This is a genomic window from Photobacterium sp. ABD4_091 (assembly GCF_056160145.1).
In genome coordinates this window covers 857,080-874,530 of the sequence record NZ_JBSWWQ010000002.1, presented here as the reverse complement: position 1 = coordinate 874,530, position 17,451 = coordinate 857,080, and the positions used below count along the sequence as shown (strand labels likewise).

General features: G+C 46.5%; 19 protein-coding genes. 12 read left to right on the top strand and 7 right to left on the bottom strand.

Annotation, left to right across the window (positions count from 1 at the left end):
• Window positions 1-51: 51 nt before the first annotated feature.
• The gene (locus ACXAGQ_RS18295; RefSeq protein WP_475256629.1) at window positions 52-783 is read right to left on the bottom strand and encodes a class I SAM-dependent DNA methyltransferase; all 732 of its coding nucleotides are present in this window, start codon (window positions 781-783) and stop codon (window positions 52-54) included.
• A gap of 393 nt (window positions 784-1,176) precedes the next feature.
• Between ACXAGQ_RS18295 and ACXAGQ_RS18290 the strand changes: the two genes are divergently transcribed.
• From ACXAGQ_RS18290 to ACXAGQ_RS18250, 9 genes are all read left to right on the top strand, one after another.
• Window positions 1,177-1,806 (top strand): PepSY-associated TM helix domain-containing protein, encoded by a 630-nt coding sequence (locus tag ACXAGQ_RS18290; RefSeq protein ID WP_475255750.1) that lies wholly within the window; start codon window positions 1,177-1,179, stop codon window positions 1,804-1,806.
• 66 nt (window positions 1,807-1,872) lie between these two features.
• Complete coding sequence (locus ACXAGQ_RS18285; RefSeq protein WP_475256627.1) at window positions 1,873-2,352, top strand: DUF2271 domain-containing protein; 480 nt, start codon at window positions 1,873-1,875, stop codon at window positions 2,350-2,352.
• Between the two features lie 28 nt (window positions 2,353-2,380).
• A complete protein-coding gene (locus tag ACXAGQ_RS18280) occupies window positions 2,381-3,217 on the top strand; it encodes a DUF4198 domain-containing protein (RefSeq protein WP_475255749.1) in 837 nt (278 codons plus the stop codon).
• Window positions 3,218-3,361: 144 nt separating this feature from the next.
• The gene (locus ACXAGQ_RS18275; protein WP_475256625.1) at window positions 3,362-3,637 is read left to right on the top strand and encodes a hypothetical protein; all 276 of its coding nucleotides are present in this window, start codon (window positions 3,362-3,364) and stop codon (window positions 3,635-3,637) included.
• On the top strand, window positions 3,634-4,236 hold the full coding sequence (locus ACXAGQ_RS18270) for a DUF6162 family protein (protein ID WP_475255748.1): 603 nt from the start codon (window positions 3,634-3,636) through the stop codon (window positions 4,234-4,236). The genes ACXAGQ_RS18275 and ACXAGQ_RS18270 overlap by 4 nt, the downstream gene beginning before the upstream one ends.
• A 31-nt stretch (window positions 4,237-4,267) precedes the next feature.
• Entirely contained in the window at window positions 4,268-5,188 is a 921-nt protein-coding gene (locus ACXAGQ_RS18265; protein ID WP_475255746.1) for a metal ABC transporter solute-binding protein, Zn/Mn family, read from the top strand.
• The gene (locus tag ACXAGQ_RS18260; RefSeq protein WP_475255745.1) at window positions 5,188-5,940 is read left to right on the top strand and encodes a metal ABC transporter ATP-binding protein; all 753 of its coding nucleotides are present in this window, start codon (window positions 5,188-5,190) and stop codon (window positions 5,938-5,940) included. Before ACXAGQ_RS18265 ends, ACXAGQ_RS18260 begins: the two co-directional genes overlap by 1 nt.
• The gene (locus ACXAGQ_RS18255) at window positions 5,940-6,815 is read left to right on the top strand and encodes a metal ABC transporter permease (protein WP_475256624.1); all 876 of its coding nucleotides are present in this window, start codon (window positions 5,940-5,942) and stop codon (window positions 6,813-6,815) included. Before ACXAGQ_RS18260 ends, ACXAGQ_RS18255 begins: the two co-directional genes overlap by 1 nt.
• 19 nt (window positions 6,816-6,834) lie before the next feature.
• The gene (locus ACXAGQ_RS18250; protein WP_475255744.1) at window positions 6,835-7,719 is read left to right on the top strand and encodes a metal ABC transporter solute-binding protein, Zn/Mn family; all 885 of its coding nucleotides are present in this window, start codon (window positions 6,835-6,837) and stop codon (window positions 7,717-7,719) included.
• A gap of 77 nt (window positions 7,720-7,796) precedes the next feature.
• Here the strand turns inward: ACXAGQ_RS18250 and ACXAGQ_RS18245 are convergent, their stop codons facing one another.
• Complete coding sequence (locus ACXAGQ_RS18245; RefSeq protein WP_475255742.1) at window positions 7,797-8,882, bottom strand: hypothetical protein; 1,086 nt, start codon at window positions 8,880-8,882, stop codon at window positions 7,797-7,799.
• 316 nt (window positions 8,883-9,198) lie between these two features.
• Between ACXAGQ_RS18245 and ACXAGQ_RS18240 the strand changes: the two genes are divergently transcribed.
• The gene (locus tag ACXAGQ_RS18240; protein WP_475255741.1) at window positions 9,199-9,480 is read left to right on the top strand and encodes a hypothetical protein; all 282 of its coding nucleotides are present in this window, start codon (window positions 9,199-9,201) and stop codon (window positions 9,478-9,480) included.
• A 110-nt stretch (window positions 9,481-9,590) separates the two neighbouring features.
• On the opposite strand, the gene ACXAGQ_RS18235 is transcribed toward ACXAGQ_RS18240, so the two are convergent.
• From ACXAGQ_RS18235 to ACXAGQ_RS18215, 5 genes are read right to left on the bottom strand one after another with little or no spacing between them, the layout of a single operon-like run.
• Window positions 9,591-10,520, bottom strand: a complete 930-nt coding sequence (locus tag ACXAGQ_RS18235) for a hydroxymethylglutaryl-CoA lyase (protein WP_475255740.1) — start codon at window positions 10,518-10,520, stop codon at window positions 9,591-9,593.
• Window positions 10,513-11,355, bottom strand: a complete 843-nt coding sequence (locus ACXAGQ_RS18230; RefSeq protein ID WP_475256623.1) for an enoyl-CoA hydratase-related protein — start codon at window positions 11,353-11,355, stop codon at window positions 10,513-10,515. Before ACXAGQ_RS18230 ends, ACXAGQ_RS18235 begins: the two co-directional genes overlap by 8 nt.
• Window positions 11,356-11,383: 28 nt before the next feature.
• On the bottom strand, window positions 11,384-12,988 hold the full coding sequence (locus tag ACXAGQ_RS18225; RefSeq protein ID WP_475255739.1) for a carboxyl transferase domain-containing protein: 1,605 nt from the start codon (window positions 12,986-12,988) through the stop codon (window positions 11,384-11,386).
• 9 nt (window positions 12,989-12,997) lie between these two features.
• Entirely contained in the window at window positions 12,998-14,167 is a 1,170-nt protein-coding gene (locus ACXAGQ_RS18220) for an isovaleryl-CoA dehydrogenase (protein WP_475255737.1), read from the bottom strand.
• A 31-nt stretch (window positions 14,168-14,198) separates the two neighbouring features.
• Entirely contained in the window at window positions 14,199-14,579 is a 381-nt protein-coding gene (locus ACXAGQ_RS18215) for a MerR family transcriptional regulator (protein WP_475255736.1), read from the bottom strand.
• A 149-nt stretch (window positions 14,580-14,728) separates the two neighbouring features.
• Here ACXAGQ_RS18215 and ACXAGQ_RS18210 point away from each other — a divergent pair, with 149 nt between their 5' ends.
• Window positions 14,729-15,928 carry a thiolase family protein gene (locus tag ACXAGQ_RS18210; RefSeq protein WP_475255734.1) on the top strand — a complete coding sequence of 400 codons (1,200 nt, stop codon included), beginning with the start codon at window positions 14,729-14,731 and terminating at the stop codon, window positions 15,926-15,928.
• A 13-nt stretch (window positions 15,929-15,941) separates the two neighbouring features.
• On the top strand, window positions 15,942-17,450 hold the full coding sequence (locus ACXAGQ_RS18205; RefSeq protein WP_475255732.1) for a CoA-acylating methylmalonate-semialdehyde dehydrogenase: 1,509 nt from the start codon (window positions 15,942-15,944) through the stop codon (window positions 17,448-17,450).
• Window position 17,451 lies beyond the last annotated feature (1 nt).

The window sequence follows — 17,451 nt, the reverse complement described above, 5'->3', positions numbered from 1 at the left end:
TGTAATAGTTGAGCCGCAGCAGTAATCTTTTGTGCTGCTTCGGCTTTTCTATTATGCAGCCAATTCTTGTTTTGCCAGAGTGGCTTCATTGCGCTTTACACAAGCGAAGAAAGCATTACCTGATGTGTTGTCGAGCGGGACAATTTTTTCATAGTCATGCTCGAAAATGTACACATCAAAATACGGTTCTAGCAATTGGCGCATTTGGTCAAAACTGACAGCAACCATCGGGTGTTCATCGCTCCATTGGAGTGATTCATTCTCGCTGTGTTTTTCAATGCTAAGCTTCAGTGACTGGTTTTCACCATTACCTGGGTAGTGCCAACCTGAGGCAAAGATAAAGTTAACACCATTGTGCTGGGCACTATGTCGCACGAACAAGCGGTTATCTATCTTATTTTTTTCTACGACATTAAAGCAGAACATACCGCCGTCATTGAGTGCTGCATGCGCACTGATAATACAAGCACGCAACTTATCAATGTCACCACTGTAATGGATAGAGTAAAGAAAACAGGTGATCAAATCGAGCTTGGTCTCGACAGTAAAACCACACATATCCTGTTGCTTGAAGTTTGCTTCCGGGCAACGCAATTTTGCCTGATCCAGCATGGGTTGGTTTAGATCCAGCCCCTGGCTTAGGTAACCATTGTCAATCAGGTGACGAATGTGAGGTCCGGTACCACATGCCAAATCAAGATGGTGCTTGCCTCCATTACCAAATAGCTGGTGCAACCTGCGTACATATGTACTCTGAGCTTTGTAATCAATACCTGCACACATCAAGTCATAATAACCTGACAAATCGGTGTATAAGGCATTGGAAGAGGTTGTGGTCACTGATATCTACCTGCAAACAAAAAGGCTGCGCAGGATAAGGGGTGTTGGTAAGTAAGGAAAACAAAAAACATTGCACGTATTGATAAGCAAAGTTAATCATCAATATATCTCTAACATTTAAGGGTATAGAGATTTTAGGTATGGTTTTTGTGAATGATGCAATGTGAATTAATAAAGCGCTGTGATTTTTACTTCTCCGCCTTTATGGGGTTCTATCCAAATGAATTCCCCCGACCCAAATCCTTACATTCGTAAACAATGTAAATTTAATGCCAATGAAAACGATTATCAATTATGTTGTGCAGCATAAGATAGTCACTATACATTGAATTGACCATGCTATTGAAAAGTAAAGCGGTTCAACTTTGGGCCCGCCGTCTGCATATCTATGTGTCTATGGCTCTGCTGCTCGTTGTACTGTTTTTCTCAGTAACAGGGATCACACTAAACCGCCCTGAACTGTTCGTAAAAAGCCAGCCAAACGTAGAGTCGCTGACCCTTACCTTGCCACATTCATTAATGGCAAGCAGAAACAATGCTTTCGTACCAGAAGAGCAGGCGTTATTAGCGTTTCTGAAGTCGAATGCTGACTTGTCTGGTATGCCGTCGGCGATGGAAGTCTTTACCGAGGTAGAAGACGGCGAGTTACTCGAAGGTGAAATTACCCTTGATTACAAAGGCCCTGGCTACAATGCGACAGTCTTTATTGATTTGGTCAGCCAAGAAGCCGAAATAGAGAAAAGTCATTATGGCATGGTTGCTGTTCTGAACGACCTTCACAAGGGCAGGAACAGCGGTGAAGTTTGGAAATGGTTTATCGATATTACTGCCTTGCTGATGGTTTTCTTCGTTTTGACCGGTGTATGCCTGTTGCTTCCTAAAAAGAAAACATTGAATACGTCCATGAAATGGATGGCTCTGGGATCGCTGATCACGCTACTTATTTTTATTTTTGCTGTGCCTTAACAGGCTATTTGACAAGGAACACCCATGAATGCTTTTGCTAAATCGCTAGCTGGCTTGACTCTGGTTATGCCGATTGCATTTACCGCTTTCGCTAAACCTCTTCCAGAATCGGCCTCGATGGATATTGATTTTCAATTGCCAAAAATTGAAACCTCGATGTATGCGCGACCTTATGTTGCTGTTTGGATCGAAGACAGCAACCGCAAGCCGGTGCGTACGGTTCAGTTATGGGTTGGCAAGGATGAATGGCTTAAAGACTTGAGAAGCTGGTGGCGTAAAGTTGGGCGATATGACCGTGAGCTAGTTGATGCTGTGACATCGGCCACAAGGCCTGCTGGTGAATATCGTTTTGTCTGGGATGGTTTGGATGATGCCGGAAATCGAGTAGAGCAGGGTGATTATACCTTTTACGTTGAGGTTGTACGCGAGCACGGTGGTCGTAATTACCTGCGTCAAAAAATCAACTTGGCTGAAGCCAGTTTTACTCATCACATTAAGCCTACGGAAGAGACCGGAGATATCCGACTTCAGTACACAGTGAAATAAAGATTCAACACAATTCGAGAATTATAAAATGATTAAATCTTCGCAAGTTAAGGCAGCAACTATTGCCTGTGCTTTAGTAGCTGGCATGGCAGTAAGTGCCACGGCTAATGCCCACCCACGCTGGATTTTGCCTTCCCACTTTACGGTTTCAAAAGAAGGTGGTGATTGGCTGACTTTCGATGTGACCGCGTCACACGGCACCTTTGTGTTTGATAAGCCGGCAGGCAGTGAAACAGGCCAAATCGTCATGCCTGACGGTCGTATTCAGTACCCGTCTTATGTGACGAAGGGAAAGCGCCGCTCGGTGTTTGATTTCTACTTTGAAGAGGAAGGTACCCACAAAGTTCGTGTTAATAACGTGCCTTCTTACTACACCCAGTATAAAGCGGGCCGCCGAGATACCGTTAAGTGGGTTAAGGCGCACAAAGCCGAGCGTGATGAAGTGCTTCCCAAGAAATCCCGCGATGTCATTACCCAGATCAGCTATACGCGAGCTGAAACCTACGTAACCGTGGGTAAGCCAACTGAAAGAGCGTTTGAGATTGAAGGAAAGTACCTAGAGCTTGTACCTGTCACACACCCTGCAGATATCGTTGAGGGTGAAGAGGTGACCTTCCAGTTTTTCTTCAACGGTGAGCCTCAGCAGGGTGTAACAGCCGAAATTACTCGAGAAGGCACGCTTTACCGCAATCACCAAGAGCAGATGAATGTGGTGAGTGATGAGCAGGGTATGGTGACCTTTGTCCCCGAGCATGCTGGCCGTTGGTTGATGAAGGCCAATTATAAAGGGGACCTTGAAAACAATGCGCTAGCTGATCGTGCAAGCGTCAATGTTCACCTGACATTTGAAGCCGTGTTGCAATAAGTGCAGATCTAGGCCCCTAGAATAGCGCAGAAAAGCAATCGTTATGGCCTGTACCTCGTTGCAGGCCATTCCTCTTGAGATGAAATTGTAATGAAGAAATTCCCCAAAAACCTACTTGTTGGTGCAGTTGTTGCCGCGAGCTTAATGAATGTTGGCAGTGCTTACGCACATTTCCCTTTAATGAACTGCTGGTTCGAAGCTGAAAAGGTGGTATGCCAAGCTGGATATAGTGATGGCAGTGAAGCGGTTGACTATGACGTCGAGATGTTTGATTACGAAGACAATCTAATTGACCGTGTGACAACAGATAAACGCTCTATTGCTGAGTTCTCAATGCCTGAAGATGACTTTTACCTGGTATTCGATGCAGGGCATGAAAGCCCAGTTGAAGTCGATGTTGTCGAGATTGAAGAGAAATGATCACTGAAGCAGTAAAAGCAGATGACGGTGGTACCGAAGGCAAGTGGGTTGCCCTAGCAATTGCGGTTATTTTAGCTATCGGTTTTCTTTCATTGCCTTTTCACCAAGCCGGCCATAGTGAGCTCGACCTTGAGGCGTATCAGGTTTCAATCAAGGATATGGCTGCAAATGAACTCTCTATGATAGCCGAGCTACGGCTGGCTCATGAGGAAATCCGGAATGTGTTTCATGATAATTCAGAGTTACTTCCTGCAGATAAAATTTCCACTGATGACCCGCTCTGGCCACAGGTGGCAGAATTAGAATCTCTCTGGTTACCCCCTTTTATCAAAGACAAAAGCTGGGAGCACAAAGGCCGTCATCACTGGCAGCTCGTTGAAGGCGGTGTGTACTTAGGTGTACCGGAGGAAAACGATTCTGACGACACTTTCACGGCGGTGCTGCTAATTTGCTTAGAGAATGAACCTAATATCTGGTTTACATCATTCACGGTTGAAAGTGCTATTGAAACACCTTCTTTATTCACCTCTTCAGCACTGGCGAAATCTGGTTGGTTTCAAGTCTCTTTTATAGAAAACAAGCAACAGCATTCCCACTAAATAGCTAGTAACCGACTATTTGGAATAAAAGATGAAAATAGTAAATATCAGCCTAAAAGGGCTTTTATCAGCAGCATTGATGCTAGCTGTATCGGCACAGGGTTATGCCGCTGAAAAAATCAACATTGGTATCACGCTGCAGCCTTACTATAGCTACGTTAAGGCTGTAGTTGGAGACAAAGCCAATATCACTCCCCTTGTTGATGCCGGTTTTAACCCTCATAACTACCAGCCCCAGCCAAATGATCTGCGCCGCTTGAAACAAATGGATGTCATTGTGGTAAATGGTATTGGCCATGATGATTTTGCATTGAAGGTGATTGCCGCAGCAAACCGCAAAGATTTGGTCGTTATCGAGGCAAACAAAGATGTGCCTTTGCTTCCAGCGATGGGGCAATCGGTAGGGGATGGTGCTGTGAACCCTCATACCTTTGTTGGCCTCTCTACTACGATTCAGAAGGTCTATACCATTGCCAATGAGCTATCCAAACTAGACCCTGAAAATGCACGCTTCTATCGAGCTAATGCCCGCAAATACTCCATCGCTTTCCGTAAATTCAAACACGAGGCGATGGTTAAACTGGGTGATTTGGACACTAGCGGTATGGTCGTGGCTACTACGCACAATGCGTATGGTTACCTGCTGCAGGAGTTTGGTGTTGATGTTGCTGCTGTCATAGAACCTGCGCACGGTGTAGAACCTAGTGCCAGCCAGCTTCAAGAGACTATCGAAAAAATCCGCCAATCTGGCACCGATGTGTTGTTCTATGAACTGAACATGCCTAACCGCTATGTTGATACTATTGAGAAGGCAACAGGCGTCCAGCTATACCGTTTTTCGCATATGACGCACGGCCCATATGAAGCGGGCAAGGTAGAAAAGGAAATGAAAGAAAACCTTGATACCTTAATCGAGGCCATGCAGTTTGTTGCCAAAGGGAAGGTAAGCTAATGGCCGGACCGAGCATTTCACTTCAGAACGTCAACTTGCAGTATGGCGACAATCAAATCCTTCATGACATAAACCACCAATTTGAAGCAGGCAAATGCCACGTTGTCATGGGACCCAACGGTGGTGGCAAAACGTCGCTGCTGCGATCGATTTTAGGTTTAACGCCGTTTACCGGTGACATCAATATTCACTGGCCTGATAGCAAGGGTAAAGTAGGTTATGTACCACAGAAAGCGGTATTTGAATCAAGCTTACCGTTAACGGTCATGGACTTTATTTTACTCAACCAGAGCCGAACACCATTGTTTTGGGCGCGTTGGCGTAATTTGTCTAAGCAACGTAGCTTTGCTCTTGAACAACTTGACCGTGTGGGAATGGCGGAGCGTGCGGACCGCCGGATGGGGCAGCTCTCAGGTGGCGAGCAGCAACGCGTTTTATTTGCCCAAGCCTTGTTGGATAACCCTGATTTGCTTGTATTGGATGAACCAACTACAGGCATGGACGAACAAGGAGTCCGCTATTTGGAATCGCTGATCTTGGAATTGGTATCTGAAGGTAAAACCTTATTGGCTGTGCACCACGATGTCTCTGCCGTAAGGCGCCTTCAAGCCCAGGTACATGTTGTTAACCGCCAGCTGATTGATAGCGGCACGGTGCAGGATGTATTGACTCCTGAAAAAGTCGAAAGGCTATTTAATCATTATTCCTGTTCAAACAATGACGCGATAGTGAGACAAGGTAAAGCAGCATGATGGATTCAATTCGCCAATTGGCATTGTCTGGTGTTGAAGCCGGCTGGTTAAGTGAAAGCTTCTCATATGCTTTTGTCGTTAATGCGGTTGTGGCTGCATTGCTGGTAGGCCCGTTATTAGGTGGTTTGGGCACTTTGGTTATAGCCAAGCGGCTGGCGTTCTTTTCCGAGGCCGTTGGCCATGCTGCGTTAACCGGTATTGCCTTGGGCGTGTTACTGGGCGAGCCACCTGAAAACCCTATTATTGGCTTGTTCTGTTTTTGTATGGTGTTTGCGTTACTGCTGCATTTTGTCAGGAATCGCACCAATGTACCTTACGATACCTTGGTTGGGGTATTTTTGGCCTTAGCTCTTGCCGTGGGTGCGGCATTGCTGATGTACGTTGCGCGCAAGATCAATATCCATATGCTAGAGAATGTGCTGTTTGGCTCGATCCTAACGGTCACCGACCAAGATATTATGATTCTGGGATTGAGTTGCGTGTTGATTATTTTGGTGCTGATCCCAACCTTCAACCGCATTCTCCTGACATGCATTAGCCCGGATATTGCCCGCGTTCGCGGTCATGCAACACACTTCTATGACTACTTGTTTGTCATGATGATCACCCTGGTCACAATCGCTTCTGTCAAAATTATTGGTGCAGTGCTAGTTGGCGCGTTATTACTGATCCCTGGCGCGACTGCTCGCCTGATGACTAAGAATATGGGTGATTTTGTGCTGGTGTCAGCGTTACTTGCAACGGTAAGTTGTTTAGTCGGTACGATTTTACCGATGGAGCTAGAAATGCCAGTACCGTCTGGTGCGGCAATTATTATTGTATCGGCCTTCTTCTTCTTGGTCGTGACAAGCTACCGCATTGTACGTAAAAGCTAGCACAGAGTTGAGATTTCAAATGAACACAAAGATGAAAAAACTCATGGGATTGCTTGGGCTATGCTCAGTAATGTTTTCAACGGCGATCGCGGAGGCTAAAGATATCCTGACTGCGACTCCGGTTACTTACATGATCTCGAGCGAGCTGACGAAAGGGACAGGCCTCGAAACTCAATACTTGCCGCCAAAGCGGTACGGTATGATGCGGTTACCAAACTGGTTTTCCAGTAAAGGGGCTGAAGCGACTGCTGTGGCCGGTGCAAAAGCAACCGCTGTTGTGACCATTGGCGCTGTATGGCCGCAGGAACCGCTTTATGTACATGCACGGCAGGGTAACATCTGTATCGTAGAAATTGATGCTTCACAGTCTATTTCACCAAGGGCGCAAGGGGTAGCGGCACTGCGTTTAGATAGCGGCGCTTTGTCACCATTCCCTTGGCTTAATCCGTCCAACTTGACTCGAATGGCAGCGATTGTTAGTCAGGATCTTCAGAAGCTGTGGCCTGAGCATGCAGACAAGATTGCTGGAAACCAACAGCAGCTGATGATCGATATTCGTGCTCTCATCAACAAGCAGCAAGCAGCGCTGTTTGATGCTGAAGTTGATACAGTGATTTTGCTCTCCCAAGAACTTGAAGATTTTGCCGCAGGGAATCAATTGTTTGTTGTCGGTCGATATACCAAACCTGAGCTGGATTGGACTGAAGAAGAAAAACAAGCGCTATTGAAGACGATGAATGAAGATGACAGTGTATGGATTCTGACTTCACGTAAGCTGAGTAAAACACTTATAGCCCAGTTGCCCAACCCTGAGCGAGTGCTTGAGATCGATAGTATCGATCGCTGGGGAAGGAAAGGGATAAGCCAAGAGAACCCACTTTCCCGGTGGGAAATAGATCTGTAACGGAATAAAGCAAATTAATAATATTTAACTCGGTTAGTCTGAAAAGGGCTTACCGAGTTTTTATGTTTGTGATTTTATTAATTTGTCGGTAAAGGAATAGACCGCATTAGCCTGTCAATTCCCCTGTTTGCAGTGAAAAATAATTCTAATTCAACCATGATGCCGGGATTCACTTTGTACTGAAATTCATGCTGGAAATCGAGCTCAGGGGTAATAGTCATATAGAGCCAATTACTATACAAACGATGTGTCCAACCAACTTCTAGCCACGAGTTGGTGATGGAGTAATTAGGTGTTGAGTCAGCACTTATGCCAATTGCATACCTCAATAAATTATCATCATTAATTCTGTCATATATCTCAGCTAGCTGTACAAATTCCCAGTTATCATCGTCATCTAAATATTGAGCACTTGAGCCTAATTTTAAAATAGTTGTTGGGTCTTCTAGGGATGAAAAATAAAAATCCAGTTCAGTAAGCGCACCTGGGCCACGTGAGTCGAAATAAAATATTTCTTGCTTGATACGGCTAGTCCAGGTATGGCTGAGTTTATCGACTCGCCTTAAATCTGCACGTACAAATGGATCAAGTGGAAGTTTTATTTTCAAACCAAGATCAAGGTTGGTTTTCCATTTCCCTAATTGTTGCCCCTGAAGGCGAAACCCACCAAGGGCACCAGACAAACCGTCATCCGAACGGTCGCTAATGCCACGTTGCTTATCTTCTAGGCGGTCAAAATCTGATGGGTCTGTATCGAGAATAATTTTCCAGTTTTTTTCTGTATGGGGAAGGTCAATTTTGAGCTTCACACTGCCGTCAGGGTCAAAGTATTCCCTGTGGGTGTAACGGCCCTTGAGCTTGATTTTGAGATAGCTGTTATTCAGCATGGGTAGTTCATCGTCGTCTTTGGATATTAAGTGATCGATGTATGAACTATAGTCGTGTACCGAGTCTGAAATTAAATCTTGGGTGTCGTCAACCCAATCTTGAAAAGTCTCTTCGTCATTAAGATCAGAATGCAATCTATCGTAATGAATGTCATAGGCATCTTCTTTTACTTCACCAGCTAAAATACTTAGTGGAGTAAAGAATATTGCACAAGGGATTGCCATAAAGGAAATAGGCTTGCGTATGTAATCAAAGATAATTGAGTACAGCCACATCCCACATCTCCTATAACTACATGACGAATAAGAAATTATCCACACTGATAAGTATAGACTGCAGATATATCGATGACAGACTAAGAATGTGTTTTTATGAAAATGAGATCTGATTCTAAAATTTTAAAACAAAATAGGATGTAGACATCATATGTAAGGTGTTCGATTGGGGTGAAATTTATACAAAACATAACTTTAGTATACAGAATATTTTGTTGCACATGATTTTCCTATTAGTGAATAAATTAAACATCTTCAGCTACACTTTAGGTGTCTAGATTGATCAACACCTCAGACTAAAAAATTGGAGAAGCTGATGGATAGTGTCGATGTTGAAGGGATCAAAAGGGATGTGTCACATAAAGTCGTTGATATCTTTGAGTCTTTTGAGGAGGACAACAACCGCTTACCGACAATGGAAGAGTTCAGGCAACTATTTAACAATGAGGCTGATCAGTTTATTGGCCCGAGTGAAATGCTGAGGGTTAAGCCTGGCAGCGTATTGCATGACAAATTACAAGAGCGAGAGCAGAAGCTCTGGCGAGCAGTAAATGAACTCGAGGCAGAGCAACGATTCCTTCGATCTGAAACCTATTAGCAAGTCGAGCTGCACCGATAGGTAGAATGCGGTTTATGGTGAGTTTGTGGTAATTATCATTTCACGGGTAATTACCACTTTTTTATGGCTCCAAATCAAGCGTATAGAAACTATTGCAGTTTTTTAGCTTTCATTGCTAAGGAGACATTTGAACGAGGGCTAATACCTAGCGCTTGGCTTATCATCCAACCAGCTTGTGCTAGTTTCTCTATTTCAAGATCAGTTTCGATTCCAAGTTGATGGCAAAGATAAACGACGTCTTCAGTGGCTACGTTACCGCTTGCTCCTGGTGCGTAGGGACACCCGCCTAAACCTGCGACACTGGCATCAATAGTACTCACTCCCATCGACAAGGCCTGGTAGATATTAGGTAGGGCTTGTCCCCATGTATTATGAAAATGCACCGCAAGTTTTTCGTTTGGAATGTGAGCATTGATTGTCTCAATGAGTTTGGCAACCTGAAACGGAGTACCTGTACCGATAGTATCACCGAGGGAAATTTGATAGCACCCCATATCAATCAGCGCTCTCGCGACGTCTAGCACCTGGTTAGGTTGGGTAGCCCCGTCGTAAGGGCAATCGATAACACACGAGAGGTAACCCCTTACCGGAATATTGTGTAGCTGTGCTAACGCCATTACAGGTTCAAAACGTTTGAGGCTTTCACTGATAGAGCAATTGATGTTGTGTTGGCTGAAGCCTTCAGAGGCTGAGCCAAAAATAGCAACGGCATCGGCCTGGGCACTGAGGGCGATTTCAAAACCTTGTATATTTGGCGTAAGGGCAGAGTAGGATATGCCGTCATGACGATTTATTGCTCGCATGACGTTAAGGGAGTCTGCCATTTGCGGAACCCGCTTTGCGGAAACAAACGACCCTGCTTCGATATGTTTTAGCCCAGATTCAGACAGTAGGTTAATAAAATCAACCTTGGTTTGAGTTGGCAGCGGCGTTTCATTCTGCAGGCCATCACGTGCGCTGACCTCAAAGAGGGTCACTTTATCGGGAAAGTCGTTTGAATAATCAGGCCGCTTAATCATAAGCCATTTTCCAGTTGGGTTTACGTTTTTCCAAAAAGGCGCTTATTCCTTCTTGCCCTTCAGGAGATACCCTAAGTCCAGCAATTATCTCAGAGGTTTTTTTCCGCAATGACGCATCTAAATCCTCAGACTCGCAGAGGTGACAAAGGTTTTTGGCTTTCCGGACAGCGTTGGGGCTGTTAGCAGTGATCTGTTTTAGCAGTGCATCCAAGCACTGGCTGAAGTCAGCAGGTGTCGGGACGAGTTTATGAATGATATCGAGTGCATTGGCTTCATAAGCGCTGATAACCTCTGCAGTCAGCATGTATCGCCTTGCCTGGCGTTGGCCGATAGCTCGGCAAACATACGGGCATATTGTGGCTGGTACCAGCCCTAGCTTTACTTCGCTCAAACAAAACTGGGTATTTTTGCTGGCTATTGCGATATCACAACAACAAATCAAGCCGAGAGCACCACCAAAGGCGGCACCCTGTACCAAGGCGATAGTCGGTAACGGTAAAGTATCGAGTTGGTAGAGCAGTTCAGCAAGGCGCTCCGCATCTTGGATATTCTCTTGCATTGTGAAATTGGCTAGCGATTGCATCCATTTGAGATCGGCCCCAGCACTGAAATGGCTGCCGTTTGCCCGTAGCACGAGGGCTTTAATCTCTGTGCTTTCTTCCGCTTGATGCAGAATAGCGAGTAAAGCCTCAATGGTATGGTTGTCGAAGGCATTTTTCTTTTCGGGACGATTTAGGGTAATGGTGGCAATACCATTTTCATCAATATGAAAAAGTACATCCTGTTTTTCGGTGTTGGAATTAGGGCTTGTTCTATTACTGATAATTTGATTCATAAACTTGCCTCGCACTTCATTTATAGCCCTACATTCTGAAGATACCAAAAGTACTTTCATTGATTGGGGCTCTTTGGCTTGCATGCAACGCTCTACCAACGATATAGCGAGTGTCTCGTGGGTCGATGATGCCGTCGTCCCAAAGCCTGGCACTGGCGTAGTAGGGCGACCCTTGCTGCTCATAGAGTTCACGAATAGGCTGTTTGAATGCTTCTTCGTCTGCATGGGTCCATTGTTCGCCTTGCCGTCGTTTGTTGTCTCCGTTTACCTGAGCCAATACCCCTGCTGCTTGCTCGCCGCCCATCACTGAGATCCGTGCGTTCGGCCACATCCACATCATGGTAGGGCTGTAGGCGCGGCCGCACATGCCGTAGTTCCCGGCACCATAGGAGCCGCCGATTATGACGGTGAACTTTGGGACATCAGCACATGCCACCGCCATGACCATTTTGGCTCCGTGTTTGGCAATACCTTCTGACTCAAGCTTCTTGCCAACCATAAAACCAGTAATATTTTGAAGGAATAATAGGGGGATTTTTCGCTTGCAGCATAATTCGATGAAATGGGCACCTTTTTGTGCTGATTCAGAAAACAGGATACCGTTGTTGGCCACTATCCCCACTTTCTGGCCATAGATATTGGCGAAGCCGCATACCAAGGTTGTTCCATACAAGGCTTTGAATTCATCGAATGCAGAATCATCGACAATTCGGGCAATGACTTCTCTAACATTAAATGGTGTGCGCAAATCGGTACCCACAATGCCAAACATTTCGTCAGCAGGATAACGTGGAGCCGCTGCGGCTTGATCCAAAGGCGCAAAAGAAGAGAGGCAGCAGCTTGCTAATGCTTGCCTTGCCAGCTCCAATGCGTGCTGCTCATCATTGGCAAAATAGTCGGCAACCCCAGATGTTTTACAGTGGACATAGGCACCACCAAGTTCTTCTGCGGTGACGACTTCGCCGGTAGCCGCTTTTACAAGTGGTGGGCCGGCTAGAAAAATAGTGCCTTGTTCTTTGATGATGATAGAGACATCAGCCATCGCTGGGACATAAGCTCCGCCTGCGGTGCAAGAGCCCATCACAACCGCAATTTGCGGAATGCCTTTGGCGGACATTCTGGCTTGGTTATAGAAAATACGGCCGAAATGATCACGGTCGGGGAACACATCGGCTTGATGGGGCAAGTTGGCACCGCCAGAGTCGACAAGATAGATACAAGGAAGGTGACATCGTTCGGCAATTTCTTGTGCTCTGAGGTGCTTCTTTACTGTCAGAGGGTAATAGGTTCCCCCCTTTACGGAGGGATCATTGGCCACCACCATGCATTCAATCCCTTCAATGCGGCCAATACCAGCAACGATGCCTGCACATGGTATCGATTCAGCGTAGACATCCCACGCCGCAAATTGACCTACTTCAAGGAATTCACTGTCAGCGTCCAATAGTGATTGAATCCTCGATCTTACAGGCTGTTTGCCTTTCTCTTGTTGCTTTTTATGTGCGTTGGCACCACCGCCGAGTTTTATGGCTTCAATATTTGTCTGCAGTTTATCGACAACTTCGGCCATATTTTTGTAGTTGTTAGCGAAAAATGTGTCATCTCGATTGACTGTCGACTTAATGATTGCCATTTCCTTTCCTTATTTAGATTCCTCGAAAAGCTCGCGTCCAATTAACATTCTGCGTATTTCAGATGTGCCAGCACCGATTTCGTAGAGCTTGGCATCACGGAGCAGCCGGCCTGCTGGAAACTCATTGATATAGCCATTGCCCCCGAGTAATTGGATTGCATCTAGTGCAAGTTGAGTGGCCAATTCTGCGGCATATAAAATGACACCAGCCGCATCTTTGCGGGTTGCTTCGCCACGATCACAGGCTTGAGCAACGGTATAGACATAGGCACGGGCAGCGTTGGTTCGGGTATACATATCAGCCACTTTGGCTTGGACTAACTGGAATTCGCCGATTGAGCGGCCAAACTGCTTTCTGTCATGCACATAGGGCAAAACGAGATCCATACAGGCTCTCATGATCCCTAGCGGCCCGGCGGCGAGGACGACACGTTCGTAATCCAACCCGCTCATCAATACTTGCACACCTTTATTGAGGTCACCGAGTAGGTTGTCCGTAGGGACGATACAGTCATTAAACACCAGCTCACAGGTGTTGGAGCCACGCATGCCGAGTTTGTCGAGCTTTTGGGCATGGCTGAAGCCGGGAAGCTGTTTCTCTATAATGAAGGCCGAGATACCGTGTGAGCCTGCATCCGGAGCGGTTTTTGCGTAAACAACAACCGTATCGGCATCAGGGCCATTGGTGATCCACATCTTGCTACCATTAAGGACGAAGTGGTCACCTTGGTTATCCGCCTTGAGCTGCATACTCACCACGTCGGAGCCTGCATTGGGCTCGCTCATTGCCAACGCGCCAATATGCTCACCACTGATCAGCTTTGGTAGGTATTTGGCTTTTTGTGCACGGGTACCATGGCGGTAAATCTGATTGACGCAAAGGTTAGAATGGGCGCCATAACTTAACCCGACAGACGCTGAAGCGCGGCTTATTTCCTCCATGGCGACCACATGGGCAAGGTAACCCATATCTGCTCCACCATATTCTTCACTGACCGTGACACCCAGCAACCCCATTTCACCCATTAATGGCCATAGGTGATTGGGAAACTGATTGTCTTTATCGATGTCTGTGGCTAAAGGGAGAATAGCTTGCTCTGCAAAGCCATTAACTTGCTCCCGAAGCATGTCAATGGTCTCACCTAGGCCATAATTTAAAGGGGTGAAGCTATCTTTCATAAGCGCTCCAGTCGTCGAGTTTGGGCTCGTATTATTCGCCAGGGGATTGGGACTTCAGCGCTTGATGGCATCTGTCCTTGGCAATTTGAAGTTCAGTCATCACGACATTGATATCTTCAAGCTGACGTTGCAGGGCCGCTTGCTTGGTATCAATGATGATGAGCATTTTATTGAGCTGTGAAGAGCTTTGGTTTGTGTCGTACAAATCAAAAAGCTCTCTTATTTCAGCCAGGGAAAATCCCAGCCTTTTGCCTCGTAAAATGAGCTTGAGCCTGATTTTATCGCGGCGATGGTAAACCCGGGTGCTGCCTTGCCTTTGGGGGTGGAGTAATCCCACATCTTCATAGAAACGGATGCTTCTGGTGGTGATGTCAAATTCTCTGGCTAACTCGCTTATTTTGAACGTTTCCACCTTGCTTTGCCCCCAATCTTAGGTAATGGCTTCACAGCTGCAATGTGTATTAGAGTTGTTTCTTAACGTTTACGTAAATGTTAGTGCTATGCTTACGTAAACGTCAAGAAATCGCCTGCAGAGATAGAGCACACCAAGAGGGCTTTGTTATGAGTAAGGAAGTGTGGGTCATCGCGGCAAACCGTACACCTATAGGTAGTTTTCAAGGAGAGCTATCGTCACTAAGTGCTTCCGAGCTGGGTAGTGTGGCCATCAAAGGCGCATTACAGCATTCCGGTCTTTCGGCAGAAATGATTGATGAAGTATTAATGGGTCATGTATTGCTCGCCGGCTGTGGTCAGGCACCAGCAAGACAGGCTGCACTAAAAGCGGGTATTCCAGAAAATATCGGCTGTACCACCATTAACAAAGTGTGTGGCTCCGGCATGAAAACCGTCATGTTAGCCCACGATGCGATTTTGGTTGGAACCAATCAAACGGTGGTAGCGGGCGGTATGGAGAGCATGAGTAATGCCCCATACCTGCAAAGCAAAATTCGCTCAGGTTTACGATTGGGCCACAGCACCTTGCACGATCATATGTTCCTCGATGGCTTGCAAGATGCTTATGAAGGGGATCTGATGGGTGTCTATGCCCAGAAGATAGCCGATGAGCGCCATTACACACGCCAGAGCATGGATAAATGGGCGGTTAAATCCGTCGAGCGTGCATTGATTGCTCAGGAGCAAGGTTGGTTCGAAAGCGAGATTATTCCCGTTAAAGTGGAAAACCCGATGGGGGATGTGGTTGTTAGCCGGGATGAACACCCAAACGAAATAAACCTCACCAAATTACCCGTTTTACGCCCAGCGTTTGCTGAAGGCGGCACGGTAACAGCGGGTAATTCTAGTTCTATTTCCGATGGGGCTGCAGCGCTTATTTTGATGGATGGCGATCTTGCCAGGCAGCAAGGGCACAAACCATTAGCTGTTATTTCGGCGCATTCAAGCCATGCCCGTGCTCCGTCGGAATTTACTATCGCGCCTGTATACGCCATTCGCCAGTTATTGGATAAGCTCGCCTGGTCGCCAGAACAGGTAGATAGCTGGGAGTTAAACGAAGCCTTCGCGGTGGTAACTCAAATTGCGACCAAAGAGCTGGGCATAGACCCTGAGCGAGTCAACCCTGACGGTGGTGCTTGCGCCTTGGGTCACCCCATTGGTGCGAGTGGGGCAAGAATTATCGTTACCTTGATCCATCGTTTGAACCGGTTGCATAAGAGCATCGGACGCCCGGTTAGAGGTATAGCTTCGTGCTGTATTGGTGGTGGGGAAGCGACGGCTATTGCCATTGAGGTCGGTAACAAATAAGTGAGGGGCAGATATGAACGATGCAAATCCTATTTCTCCTGTTCCGCTGTATATCAACGGAGAATTCGTTAGCTCGTCATCTAATCAATGGATTGAGGTGACTAACCCTGCAACCAACGCCGTTATCGCTAATGTTCCATGTGCGAATGAATCTGAACTAGAGTCGGCTATTTCCAGCGCGGGTGCAACTTTCAAGCAATGGAAAGAAGTACCGGTACCCGAGCGTGCCCGTCTGATGTTGTCATATCAGCAGTTATTAAAAGACCATCATGATGATCTGGCGAAGCTGCTTTCCAGTGAAACCGGCAAAAATTTTGCTGATGCTAAAGGCGATGTCTGGCGCGGGATTGAGGTGGTGGAACAAGCAGCCAATATTGCCAACTTGATGATGGGTGAAACCGTTGAGAATGTTGCCAGTGATATAGACAGCTACTCTTTGATCCAACCGCTTGGGGTGTGTTGCGGTATTACCCCGTTCAATTTCCCGGCAATGATCCCTCTATGGATGTTCCCGATGGCGATTGCCGCGGGTAATACCTTCGTCCTCAAACCGTCAGAGCAAGTTCCTTTAACAGCCATGCGTCTAGCTGAACTGTTTGAACAAGCCGGGGCGCCGAAAGGCGTACTGCAAATTGTTCACGGTAGCAAAGAGCAAGTGGATTATCTGCTGGCACACCCAGAAATTCGCACCATATCATTTGTCGGCTCAGTACCCGTTGCGAAGCATATCTATCAAACCGGCACTCAGCACCTTAAACGGGTTCAAGCGTTTGCTGGGGCAAAGAACCATATGGTGGTTATGCCAGATGCCAACATGGATCAGGTTGTCAATCACTTGGTTGGCTCTTCGGTTGGCGCTGCGGGGCAGCGTTGTATGGCGATCTCGGTTGCTGTGCTGGTAGGTAATGCCAGTGAAATTATTCCTGAATTAAAAGCAGCGATGCAAAAAGTCAAACCGGGTGTATTCGATGATAGTAATGCAGCGTACGGACCATTAATCAGCCCAGCCGCTAAGCAACGTGTGCTTAACCTTATTGAACAAGGTAAGCAGCAAGGTGCCACCTGTGAAGTTGATGGTTCACATTGTCAGGTAGATGGCTACCCAGATGGTAATTGGTTGGGACCAACCTTGTTTAGTGATGTGTCGACGGATATGGCGATTTACCAGCAGGAGATCTTCGGCCCCGTACTGGTATGTATTGCCGTCGAAACCCTAGACGAAGCAATTACCTTAATAAACAACAACCCTTATGGTAACGGCACATCTATTTTTACGGCCTGTGGTGCGGCGGCGAGAAAATTCCAGCATCAAATTCAAGTTGGCCAAGTGGGGGTCAACGTGCCGATCCCGGTTCCTCTACCTTTCTTTTCATTTACTGGATGGAGAGGCAGCTTTTATGGTGATTTGCACGCTTACGGAAAACAAGCAGTACGGTTTTACACCGAGACCAAAACGGTGACTGCACGCTGGTTTGATGAAGACATTCCTGACGGGCCAAATATGACCATACACCTTCGCTAAA

Excerpts from the sequence above, each read along its gene's own strand:
- ACXAGQ_RS18295 (WP_475256629.1), bottom strand. The coding sequence starts at position 783 with ATGTGTGCAGGTATTGATTACAAAGCTCAGAGTACATATGTACGCAGG.
- ACXAGQ_RS18290 (WP_475255750.1), top strand. The coding sequence starts at position 1,177 with ATGCTATTGAAAAGTAAAGCGGTTCAACTTTGGGCCCGCCGTCTGCAT.
- ACXAGQ_RS18285 (WP_475256627.1), top strand. The coding sequence starts at position 1,873 with ATGCCGATTGCATTTACCGCTTTCGCTAAACCTCTTCCAGAATCGGCC.
- ACXAGQ_RS18280 (WP_475255749.1), top strand. The coding sequence starts at position 2,381 with ATGATTAAATCTTCGCAAGTTAAGGCAGCAACTATTGCCTGTGCTTTA.
- ACXAGQ_RS18275 (WP_475256625.1), top strand. The coding sequence starts at position 3,362 with ATGAATGTTGGCAGTGCTTACGCACATTTCCCTTTAATGAACTGCTGG.
- ACXAGQ_RS18270 (WP_475255748.1), top strand. The coding sequence starts at position 3,634 with ATGATCACTGAAGCAGTAAAAGCAGATGACGGTGGTACCGAAGGCAAG.
- ACXAGQ_RS18265 (WP_475255746.1), top strand. The coding sequence starts at position 4,268 with ATGAAAATAGTAAATATCAGCCTAAAAGGGCTTTTATCAGCAGCATTG.
- ACXAGQ_RS18260 (WP_475255745.1), top strand. The coding sequence starts at position 5,188 with ATGGCCGGACCGAGCATTTCACTTCAGAACGTCAACTTGCAGTATGGC.
- ACXAGQ_RS18255 (WP_475256624.1), top strand. The coding sequence starts at position 5,940 with ATGGATTCAATTCGCCAATTGGCATTGTCTGGTGTTGAAGCCGGCTGG.
- ACXAGQ_RS18250 (WP_475255744.1), top strand. The coding sequence starts at position 6,835 with ATGAACACAAAGATGAAAAAACTCATGGGATTGCTTGGGCTATGCTCA.
- ACXAGQ_RS18245 (WP_475255742.1), bottom strand. The coding sequence starts at position 8,882 with ATGTGGCTGTACTCAATTATCTTTGATTACATACGCAAGCCTATTTCC.
- ACXAGQ_RS18240 (WP_475255741.1), top strand. The coding sequence starts at position 9,199 with ATGGATAGTGTCGATGTTGAAGGGATCAAAAGGGATGTGTCACATAAA.
- ACXAGQ_RS18235 (WP_475255740.1), bottom strand. The coding sequence starts at position 10,520 with ATGATTAAGCGGCCTGATTATTCAAACGACTTTCCCGATAAAGTGACC.
- ACXAGQ_RS18230 (WP_475256623.1), bottom strand. The coding sequence starts at position 11,355 with ATGAATCAAATTATCAGTAATAGAACAAGCCCTAATTCCAACACCGAA.
- ACXAGQ_RS18225 (WP_475255739.1), bottom strand. The coding sequence starts at position 12,988 with ATGGCAATCATTAAGTCGACAGTCAATCGAGATGACACATTTTTCGCT.
- ACXAGQ_RS18220 (WP_475255737.1), bottom strand. The coding sequence starts at position 14,167 with ATGAAAGATAGCTTCACCCCTTTAAATTATGGCCTAGGTGAGACCATT.
- ACXAGQ_RS18210 (WP_475255734.1), top strand. The coding sequence starts at position 14,729 with ATGAGTAAGGAAGTGTGGGTCATCGCGGCAAACCGTACACCTATAGGT.
- ACXAGQ_RS18205 (WP_475255732.1), top strand. The coding sequence starts at position 15,942 with ATGAACGATGCAAATCCTATTTCTCCTGTTCCGCTGTATATCAACGGA.